Origin of the sequence: Novispirillum itersonii (assembly GCF_014205675.1) — a bacterium.
Taxonomy (GTDB): domain Bacteria; phylum Pseudomonadota; class Alphaproteobacteria; order Rhodospirillales; family Rhodospirillaceae; genus Novispirillum; species Novispirillum itersonii_A.
Genome location: NZ_JACIIX010000005.1, coordinates 158,367 through 168,213, shown reverse-complemented (window position 1 = coordinate 168,213; position 9,847 = coordinate 158,367). Strand labels below are relative to the sequence as shown.

General features: G+C 67.2%; 10 protein-coding genes. 7 read left to right on the top strand and 3 right to left on the bottom strand.

All coding sequences use genetic code 11. From position 1 onward, the window contains the following. Window positions 1-397: 397 nt before the first annotated feature. Window positions 398-1,852 (bottom strand): aminotransferase-like domain-containing protein, encoded by a 1,455-nt coding sequence (locus FHS48_RS08725; protein WP_184263175.1) that lies wholly within the window; start codon window positions 1,850-1,852, stop codon window positions 398-400. 511 nt (window positions 1,853-2,363) lie between these two features. Here FHS48_RS08725 and FHS48_RS08720 point away from each other — a divergent pair. Genes FHS48_RS08720 through FHS48_RS08710 form a run of 3 tightly spaced genes read left to right on the top strand, consistent with a single transcriptional unit; the run spans window position 2,364 to window position 5,173 of the window. Continuing rightward, the gene (locus FHS48_RS08720; RefSeq protein WP_184263174.1) at window positions 2,364-3,209 is read left to right on the top strand and encodes a PhzF family phenazine biosynthesis protein; all 846 of its coding nucleotides are present in this window, start codon (window positions 2,364-2,366) and stop codon (window positions 3,207-3,209) included. Between the two features lie 51 nt (window positions 3,210-3,260). Then, complete coding sequence (locus tag FHS48_RS08715) at window positions 3,261-4,088, top strand: PhzF family phenazine biosynthesis protein (RefSeq protein WP_184263173.1); 828 nt, start codon at window positions 3,261-3,263, stop codon at window positions 4,086-4,088. Then, window positions 4,088-5,173: a threonine dehydratase gene (locus tag FHS48_RS08710; RefSeq protein WP_184263172.1), complete on the top strand. Its 1,086-nt coding sequence runs from the start codon at window positions 4,088-4,090 to the stop codon at window positions 5,171-5,173. Before FHS48_RS08715 ends, FHS48_RS08710 begins: the two co-directional genes overlap by 1 nt. A gap of 34 nt (window positions 5,174-5,207) precedes the next feature. Here FHS48_RS08710 and FHS48_RS08705 read toward each other — a convergent pair whose 3' ends face one another. After that, window positions 5,208-6,308: a sensor domain-containing diguanylate cyclase gene (locus FHS48_RS08705; RefSeq protein ID WP_311769111.1), complete on the bottom strand. Its 1,101-nt coding sequence runs from the start codon at window positions 6,306-6,308 to the stop codon at window positions 5,208-5,210. 178 nt (window positions 6,309-6,486) lie between these two features. Between FHS48_RS08705 and FHS48_RS08700 the strand changes: the two genes are divergently transcribed. The 4 genes from FHS48_RS08700 to FHS48_RS08685 all read left to right on the top strand — a co-directional run bounded on the left by FHS48_RS08700 (window position 6,487) and on the right by FHS48_RS08685 (window position 9,217). After that, entirely contained in the window at window positions 6,487-7,227 is a 741-nt protein-coding gene (locus FHS48_RS08700; protein ID WP_184263170.1) for an alanyl-tRNA editing protein, read from the top strand. A gap of 335 nt (window positions 7,228-7,562) precedes the next feature. After that, entirely contained in the window at window positions 7,563-7,811 is a 249-nt protein-coding gene (locus FHS48_RS08695; protein WP_184263169.1) for a hypothetical protein, read from the top strand. Between the two features lie 210 nt (window positions 7,812-8,021). Continuing rightward, window positions 8,022-8,543 carry a DinB family protein gene (locus FHS48_RS08690; RefSeq protein ID WP_184263168.1) on the top strand — a complete coding sequence of 174 codons (522 nt, stop codon included), beginning with the start codon at window positions 8,022-8,024 and terminating at the stop codon, window positions 8,541-8,543. Next, the gene (locus tag FHS48_RS08685) at window positions 8,540-9,217 is read left to right on the top strand and encodes a LysE family transporter (protein WP_184263167.1); all 678 of its coding nucleotides are present in this window, start codon (window positions 8,540-8,542) and stop codon (window positions 9,215-9,217) included. Before FHS48_RS08690 ends, FHS48_RS08685 begins: the two co-directional genes overlap by 4 nt. 9 nt (window positions 9,218-9,226) lie before the next feature. Here FHS48_RS08685 and FHS48_RS08680 read toward each other — a convergent pair whose 3' ends face one another. Then, complete coding sequence (locus FHS48_RS08680) at window positions 9,227-9,763, bottom strand: helix-turn-helix domain-containing protein (protein WP_184263166.1); 537 nt, start codon at window positions 9,761-9,763, stop codon at window positions 9,227-9,229. Window positions 9,764-9,847 lie beyond the last annotated feature (84 nt).

Sequence of the window (9,847 nt, the reverse complement as noted above, 5' to 3'; positions counted from 1 at the left end):
TGGGCACGGGGCCTCAATGGCCCAGTCGGGCCTTCGGCCCTCCGTTATCTGTCCCTCAGACGGCGGGCGGGCGCATCCGCGCCCTTGCCTCACGTGCCCACGCGGGCACGGGGCCTCAATGGGCCAGTCAGCGCGGTAAACCGCGCTTCCATTCTCTGTCCTTATCCGTTTAGTGCCTCGCCCCCACATGCCGGGGGGCGCATCTGTTCCAACCTCTCCGTCTTCTTTTCAGAAGAAAAGAAAAGGGGTCTGGGGAGATCCTCCCCAGATGGGTTCGGGCGATAGCCCGATAAAAAGCTCTGGGTTCGGGCGATAGCCCGATAAAAAGCTCTGGGTTCGGGCGGGTGCCCGATGGAAAAGTTCTGGGTTCAGGCGAGGAGCCAGCAGGGGCGGTTGCTTACACCATCGCCATCAGGTCTTCCGGCTGGCTGGTGACGGCGCGGGCCAGCAGGCGGATGCCTTCGCGCAGGCGTGTCAGGCCGCCGACGGTGCCGGTACACAGCCGGATTGCCGGGGGCGGGCGGTGGCGGCCGACGGCGAAGCTTTCGCCCGGCAGCACCAGTACCCCCATGCGCTGGGCGGTGGCGACAAAGCTTTCCGCCCGCCACGGCGCGGGAAGCGGCAGCCACAGGTGATAGCTGTAAGGGTGGCCCTGCGGGCTTTCCAGATGCGGGGCAAAGGCGGTGGCCTCGGCGAACAGGGCATCGACCTCGGCCCGGCGTTCCTGCACATCGCGGCGCAGTTCGGCGGTGATGGCGTCGGCCACCCCGTCCTGCACCCAGCGGCGCATCACCTCGCCCATCACCGGCGGCACCATCCAGCAGCTGGCCCGCACCCCGGCGGCCATGCGGCTGAACAGCATTTCCGGCACCGCCATGATGCCGACCCGCAGGCCCGGGGCCATGCTTTTCGAGGTGCCGGTGACGTAGATGGTCAGGTCCGGCAGCAGGCATTTCAGCGGCGGCGGACGGTCCGGCACCAGCAGGCCGTAAACGTCATCCTCGATCACCGGCAGGCTGTGGCGGGCCAGCACGGCGGCAAGATCGCGCAGGCGGTGTTCCGGCGTGACATAGGCCAGCGGATTGTGCAGCAGCGGCATGGTGTAAAGGGCGCGCGGGGCGTGATGGCGGATCGCTTCGTCCAGCGCATCGGGGCGCAGGCCGTGCTCGTCCACCGCCACCGGCTCCAGCCGCACACCGTGCTGGGCGGCCATGGATTTGGTGCCGGGGTAAGTGGTGGGTTCGGTCAGGATCACCTCGCCGGGGCGGGCCAGCGTGGTGAAGGCGATGGAATTGGCATGCTGCGCCCCGCAGGTCAGCAGGGCGGTGTGCGGGGTGGCGTGGATGCCGACCCGCCCCAGCCAGTCGGCGGCGGCCTCGCGGTGTTCGCGCATGCCGGTCTCGTATTGGTAAGACAGCAGCTGCTGCATCATGTTGCTGCGGCTGATATCGGCCAGCGTGTGGGCCAGTGCCTCCCGTTGCAGGGTCAGCGGCGGGCAGTTGATGCTCAGGTTGACCGGGCCGCCGTCCTCCGGGGTGTCCATCACCGGGCGGGCGCTGGCGGCGGGCAGGCTGTTGGGGGCGGCGGCCATGGTGTCTTCGGGATCGCGGACGAAGGTGCCGCGCCCGACCTCGCCATCAATCAGGCCACGGCGGCGGGCTTCCTGATAGGCGCGGGTGACGGTGGTGACGGTGACTTTCAGGTGCCACGCCAGATCGCGGTGGGTCGGCAGACGGTCGCCCGGCTTCAGGGTGCCATCAGCCACGGCGGTGCCGATGGCGTCGGCAATCGCCTTATAGGTGGCCAGCGGGCGATCACTGTGCGGACCGGCGGCGGCGGACAGGTCGGGCATCCATATTGTCATGCGTACAATGTTAACGTTGACCATGACAATTTGCAAGACGTAGGCTCTGTCAGGTAAGGCAATTAAGCATTGCCTAAAGGAATGAAGAAATGTCTTACCTTGTTTGCGGAGGATGGTGTAGGACAATGAGGTGAAGGCCTGCGCCCGGCGATTGAGGGGCAGATAACGGAGGGCCAACGGCCCGACTGGCGCATTGAGCGCCCGCGCGACCATTCGCGCGTAAGCCAAGCGGGCGGAGGCCCGCGCCCGGCGATTGAGGGACAGACAAATGGAGGGCTGCGCAGCAGACCGACTGGGCCATTGAGGCCCCGTGCCCGCGTGGGCACGTGAGGCAAGGGGGCGGAGGCCCGCGCCCGGCGATTGAGGGGCAGACAAATGGAGGGCTGCGCAGCAGACCGACTGGGCCATTGAGGCCCCGTGCCCGCGTGGGCACGTGAGGCAAGGGGGCGGACGCCCCCGCCCGCCGCCTGAGGGGCTAAACAGAGAATAAGGTAAGACAATGTCCGGGTTTCCGTTGTATCAGGTTGATGCGTTTGCCAGTGATGTGCTGTCGGGCAACCCGGCGGCGGTGATGCCGCTGGACCGCTGGCTGCCGGAGGCGCTGATGCAGCGCATCGCCGCCGAGAACAGCGTGTCGGAGACCGCGTTTTTCGTCCGCAACGGCGGGCATTATGAAATCCGCTGGTTTTCCCCGGCGATGGAAGTGCCGCTGTGTGGCCATGCCACGCTGGGGTCGGCGTGGGTGATCTTCAATCACCTTGATCCGGCGGCGGACAGCATCACCTTCCGCACCCGCACCATGGGCGACCTGACCGTGCGGCGGGATGCCGCTGATCCGGCGCGGCTGGTGATGGATTTTCCGGTGACCGATTTCCACCCGTCGCAGACCTTCCCGGAGCTGGAGGCGGTGGCCGGAGTGGTTCCGCAGAGTGTGTGGGCGGTGCGGGCGGCCGATTTCCTGCTGGTGCTGGACGGGCCGGAGGCGGTGCGGGACTTCGCGCCGAAGATCGACCGCATCACCACGCTGGGCCGCAACGGCGTGTTCAGCAACGGCATGATGGTGACGGCGGCGGCCCCCGGCGGGGTCGAAGGCCCATGGGGCTGTGATTTTGTCTGCCGCAATTTCCAGCCGGGGCGGGGCGTGCCGGAAGACCCGGTGACCGGGTCGATGCACACCTTTTTGGTGCCGTTCTGGCGGGAACGGCTGGGGAAAGATGTGCTGGTGTCGCGGCAGCTGTCGAAGCGTGGCGGAACCCTGTACTGCCGCGATCTGGGCGAGCGCATCGAAATTGCCGGATACGCGGTGCCGTTTCTGGTTGGCACCTGTTCGGTGCCTGTTTTTTAGGTCCCTCAGACGGCGGATGTCGTCCGTCCGTTCTGTTCCGGAGTTTTTGCCATGACCACCCCCGTTCTGACCGATCAGCCGCTGTATATTGTCGATGCCTTCACCCAGACCCGTCTCAGCGGCAATGCCGCGGCGGTGATGCCGCTGGCGGCGTGGCCGGAGGAGGCGGTGATGCAGGCGGTGGCTGCCGAAAACGCTCAGTCGGAAACCGCCTTCTTCGTGCCGTCCGCCGATGGTGGCTATGACATCCGCTGGTTTACCCCGGCGGTGGAGGTGCCGCTGTGCGGCCATGCCACGCTGGCTTCGGCGTGGGTGATTTTCAACCGTCTGGATCCGGCGGCGCAGACCATCACCTTCCACACCCGCGAGGTCGGCGACGTCACCGTGCGCCGGGGGGCGGACGGCCGCAGCGTGATGAGTTTCCCGTCGTTCACCCGGCTGGTGCGCACGGTGCCGGAAGGCATTGACCGCGTGCTGGGGGCGCGGGCGCTGGAAGTGCAGCGGATGAGCGAAGGTGACCTGCTGGTGGTGCTGGACAGCCCGGCCCGGGTGCGGGACCTGACCCCGCAGCTGGACCGGATCGGCAGTCTGGGCACCAAGGCGGTCTGCGTCACCGCCGAAGGGCCGGACCCGCTGACCGGCACCGGCGATTACGTCTGCCGCTATTTCCTGCCGGAACGCGGCATCCCGGAAGATCCGGTCACCGGATCCATCCAGCGGGTGCTGACCCCGTTCTGGTCCAAACGTCTGGGCAAGGCCGATCTGGTCGCCCGTCAGGTGTCGCCGCGTGGCGGTACCCTGTATTGCCGCGTTGACGGTGACCGTACCGAGGTTGCCGGTGATGCCGTCCTGTATCTTGAAGGTAAGGTGACCGTGTGATGACTTCCTTCCACACCGCTTCCCCCGTTCCGTCGTCGGTGGCGATGCAGACCCTGTCCGCAGAAAGCCTGCCGCCGCACGGCCTGCCGAGCTGGACCGACATCGCCGCCGCCCTGAAGCTGGTGCGCCCGCATGTGCAGCCGTCGCCGCTGCTGTCGTGGCCGCTGCTGAATGACCGCACCGGCTGCGAGGTGCTGGTCAAGCACGAGAACCATAACCCGACCGGGGCCTTCAAGGTGCGCGGCGGCATTGTCTACCTGACCCGCCTGCTGGCGGAACAGCCGGATCTGCCCGGCGTCATCACCGCCACCCGGGGCAACCACGGCCAGTCGGTGGCCCGGGCGGCACAGGCGCTGGGTCTGCGCTGCGTGATCGTGGTGCCGACCTGCAACAGCCCGGAAAAGAACGCCCTGATGCGGGCACTGGGGGCGGAGCTGGTGGTCGAAGGCCGCGACGTGCAGGAAAGCTCGGAAATTGCTGACCGCATGGCGCGCGACAGCGGCCTGCACAAGATCCCGTCGTTCCACCCTTGGCTGGTGGCCGGGGTGGCGACCTACGGGCTGGAACTGTTCGAGGCGGCACCGGATCTGGATGCGGTGCTGGTGCCGGTCGGCATGGGCTCCGGCGTCTGCGGCGTGCTGGCGGCGCGGGATGCGCTGGGCGTCAAGGCGCAGGTCTATGGTGTGGTGGCGGACGGTGCCCCGGCCTATGGCCTGTCGTGGCAGGAAAAGCGGGTGGTCTGTTCCGACCGCGCCGACACCATCGCCGACGGGGTGGCCTGCCGCAGCCCGGTGCCGCAGGTGGTCAGCGCACTGGTGCAGCGTTCCGCCGGGGTGCTGAGCGTCAGCGATGACGAAATCGCCGCCGCCATGCGCCATTACTTCACCGATACCCACAACGTGGCGGAAGGCGCGGGGGCGGTGCCGCTGGCGGCGCTGCTGCGCCATGCCGATCAGTTCCGTGGCAAGAAGGTCGGCCTGATCCTGTCCGGCGGCAATGCCGACAGCAGCCTGTTCCATCAGGTGTTGCAGGGGCAGAGCATTGATGGCTTCCGCTGCTACAGTGACTGGATGCCGGTGATCTAAGGGCTGTTCCGGCAGCGGTTCCGGCAGCGGGGCGTCAGCGTTTATCGCCCTTGCGGCTGCGCTTGTGCTGATACATCCGCTGGTCGGTGGTGTGGATCAGGGCGTCGGGAATATCGGCGTCCTTGGGGAACACCGCCTGCCCGATGCTGCACCCCAGCGGCAGCGTCGCCGAGTCAAAGTGGAACGGGGCGTCCAGCGCGTCGGCGACCCGTTCGGCCTTGGCGGACAGAACGGCGGGGTCCTCCAGCGGGGCGGACAGGATGCCGAACTCGTCGCCGCCCAGCCGGGCCACGGTTGGCCCTGTGCTGCCCGCCGCCACGGCAAAGGCGGTGACGGCGTCGCGGATGCGGCTGGCGGCCTCGCGCAGGGCAGCATCCCCGGCGGCATGGCCGAGGGTGTCGTTGATGGTCTTCAGGCCGTCCATGTCAAGGATCAGCACCCCCAGCGCGGCAGAGGTGCGGCGGGCCTGCTCCAGCCCCTGCCGCAGCCGGTCGTGGAACAGGGCGCGGTTGGGCAGGCCGGTCAGGGCATCGTGGGTGGCCATGTGGTATAGCTGGCTGGTCTCAAAGCGGGCGGCATGGAACATCGCCGCCGCGATCATGTCTGACACCAGCCGCAGGATGTATTCGGTGCGTCCGTCGAAGGCGGAAACGGTGGGGGAAATCAGCTTCAGCACCCCGATGACGCCATCGGGCACTCCACTGGGCACCCCGCCGGGTGCTGGGGTCGTGCCGGTGGTGCCATGGGTCAGCGGGCAGACCACCATCGACCGCAGACCGACGGCGCGGCAGGCCTCGCGGTTGGCGCGGGTGTCGGTCTCGGAATCATCGCAGCGCAGGATGCTGTTGCTGCGCACGCTGAGGCCGGACAGACTGTTTCCGGCGGCCAGCCGCAGGCCCAGTTGCTCCTGCGCCATGCCGGAGGCGGCGCGGTAGACCATCTCCTCGCCCTCGGCCAGCTCGATCACCGCGCCGGTGGCCCCGGTCAGGGCGAGCATGCGGTCGGTGACCAGCGCCATCACCGATCCCAGTTCCGGCCCCAGCCGGGCGATGTCCCCCTGTAGGGCGATAATGTCCATCAGGGTGGCGGGGTCCAGCGCCGGGGCGTCGGGGCGAAGGAAGGGGGAGAGGGGCACCGGGGTCTCCGTGGTCAGGCCGGGCAGAGGGGGAAACATCCCTGCCGCAGAGGTAAGGTACGCTGCCCGGACTGATGGGAAAAGCTGCGAAAGCTCTCATTTTTCACGCTAAAATGGTTGTCCGGGCCGGGTCGGCTGCGGGCGGCCCGCTATCGACACCCGTGGGAGGAACAGAAGAATGACCGTGACTGAAGCCGTGTTCCGTGAAACGCCCTACGCACAGGATTGTACCGCCACCGTGCAGGCGCAGGTGACGCTGGATGGGCCCGCCGGGGCCCTGACCGGCGTGGTGCTGGACCGCACGGTGTTTTACGTCGAAGGCGGCGGCCAGCCGGGGGATAGCGGCACGCTGGAGTGGGACGGCGGCAGCGTGGCGATCACCACGGTGCTGAAGGACCGTGCCAGCGGCGACTGGATGCATGTGCCGGAGGCGGGTGCGTCCCTGCCACCGGTCGGAACGGCGGTGACCTGCCGCATCGACTGGGACCGCCGCCACCGGCACATGCGCCTGCACACCTGCCTGCATCTGCTGTGTTCGCTGATTGATGCCCCGGTGACCGGCGGCAGTGTCTCGGCGGAGAAGGCCCGGCTGGACTTTGATCTGGACACCGCGCCGGACAAGGACGACCTGACGGCAAAGCTGAATGCCCTGATTGCCGCCAACCACCCGGTGACGGCATCGTGGATCAGCGCTGAGGAGCTTCAGGCCAACCCCGACATCGTGCGCACCATGTCGGTCAAGCCGCCGGTGACGCCGGAGGGAGTGCGGGTGATTCGCATCGGGGAGTCGGTGGATTTTCAGCCCTGCGGCGGCACCCATGTGCAGGCCACCGGCGAAATCGGCCCGGTGCGGGTGGTGAAGATGGAAAAGAAGGGCAAGCTGAACCGGCGGATCACCGTTGAGTTTTCCGGGGCTTAAGCGCACAGGCGTCAGCGCCCGGCGTTGACGCCTTTTACCCTTTTGGTTTGCCATCGAATGACCGGCCTGACAGCCGCCCTAAACCTTCCGGAGGATCTTTGGAGGAATTCCAATCAGCCTTTTGTTTTAGTGGAAGAGCCCGTCTTGACTTTCCACCCCTGAGGGTGGTGGAGTGTAGGGGTTGCGGGGGGGCTTTCGCCGGGGGGCGATCATCCGCAGCAGTGACAGACCCCAGTGAGATGCCGGTTTTCTTGGCCGGTTTTTCTGGTCCGGTTTTTCCGGCGTGATGGGTGTTCTGCAACCGGAAAACGGCTTACGCGCGGATGGGGGCAACCATGACCGATCTGTTTGAGCATTGGGATGATGAAAACGGCGACGACGGCGTCTTCCCGATTGAGGAAGAGCTGGACACCACGCCGGTGGCGGAACCCCGGCCCCTGCTGCGGGCGGGATATCCGATTTATTACAGCGCCGCCCGCTGTTCCGAGCCGGAACTGGTGATCCGCGAGGATCCCGATGGCACCAAGACCCTGCTGCGGGTTGATCTCAGCGGGGAGCGGGTGGAGGAACTGGAGGTTCTGTGATTCTGCTCCGGTACGGTGGAGACTGTGGGCCGGGGCGCTGTCAGCCCCGGCCCTGTCTGTTTTCAGTTCAGACCGGGCTGGAGCGGTGACAACTGTCCTGCTCTGCCGGGCAGTACGGATGGGGCCGGAAAAAAGACAACCGTCTCTGGCGTTCCGGTGACGGGGGCGGGCAGGATGGGGCGTTTCCATATCAGATCAGGACTCCCGGTCATGACCTCTGTTGCCCCCTCTGCCATCCTCTCCACCCTGCGGCGGCTGGCGGCCTATAAACAGTGGGCCAACACCGTCACCTTCGCCGATGTGCTGGCCCTGCCGCCGGAGGAGATTACCCGCCAGCGCCAGACCCGGTTTGGCTCCATCGTCCATACCCTCAACCACATCTGGGTGGTGGACGACATTTTCCGCCATCACCTGCTGGGGCAGCCGCATGGTTACACCGCCCGCAACACCGACACCCCGCCGGATATCGCCGGTCTGTGGGGCCGGGTGCAGCAGATGGATGACTGGTATGTCCGCACGGTTGAAGGCTGGACGGAGCCGGACGCGGCGGAAGAGGTGGCCTTCACCTTTGTCGGCGGCGGTGACGGGCGGATGACCCGGCAGGATATTCTGCTGCACATCGTCAATCACGGCACATATCACCGGGGCTTTGTGTCGGATATGATGTATCAGGCCGGGGTCACTCCGACGGCCAATGATTACAGCGTGTTTGTGAAGAAGATCCCGACGTGACCGTCCCAGACCTGACCACCGGCCTGTTCAGCATTTACCTGACCACCCTGCTCGGGCTGGCAGCCGGGCAGGCTGCCCCCGGACCCAATTTTCTGGCCGTCACCGCCACCGCGCTGGGGCAGGGCAGCCGGGCGGCGCGTTTCGTGTCGCTGGGGGTGGCCTGTGCCACCGCGCTGTGGGTGACGGCGGCGGCCTGCGGGCTGGGGGCGCTGCTGGCCCTGTGGCCGCGCCTGCTGACCGGACTGTCGCTGCTGGGCGGGGCCTATCTGCTGTGGATGGCGGCCCGCACCCTGCGCGGAATGGTTCTGGCCCTGCTGCGCCGGGCCGGGCAGGCGGCCCCGGCGGCGGAAACCCTTCAGCGCACCGCTGTTCAGGCGTGGCGCTATGGGCTGCTGGTCAATATGACCAACCCGAAGTCGGCGATGGTATGGGCCTCCATCGCCGCCTATATGCTGAATGCCGGGCTGACCCCGGTGCAGGTGATCGGCTTTGCGCCGCTGGGGTTCACCTCGGCGCTGCTGATCTACGGGGCTTATGCCATCCTGTTTTCCCGCCCGGCGGTGCGCCGCGCCTATGGCCGGTTCAGCCCGGTGTTTGACGGGATCTATGCCGCCGTCTTCGGCCTGCTGGGGCTGACCCTGCTGGCCGGGGCGGTCCGGGCGATGACGGCGTAAGGGCGGGGCTTACTCTGCCCGGTCCTGAAGATGCTCTCCGCGTAACAGGATTTCCTGATCGTCGACGCACAGCCGCCGCCAGATCCGCAGCAGCAGGGCAAGGCCGGGATCGTTGTGGCGGGGCTGGGTCACGGCGCGCCGGATTTCATGCGGGGTGGTCGCCAGAATGCCTGCGGCCTCCTCTGCCGTCAGCCGGGCTGCGGCAAGAATGGCATCGGCGTCGGCGGTGGCCTGACGTGCCGCAGCAATCGCATTGTCCCCAAGCACCGCCTGTCGGTCTGCGACACGGCCGGGGCCTCCGGCTGCGGTGTCTCCGGCGTCGGCGGGGCTGCTCCCTGTGCCCCTTGCCGCCGTTCCGCCCGGCCCGGACAGGGCCAGACAGGCCAGCGCCACGGCATGCGGCACGGCCTGCGGGGCATGGGTGCCAAAGCGACGGCCGCTTTCATACTGCTGGTAGGTCGGGCAGCTGACCCCCAACGCTTCGGCAGCCTGCTTCTGGGTCATCTTCATGGCCTTCCGCCACGCCTTCAGCTCGTCGTTCGTCATGGTTCACCTGTGGGGTGGCCGGGGGTGGCCGTGCCAGCCCCTGACCGGAAGAAAAAGAGATGAAATCTGTATAGGCATTCTCCG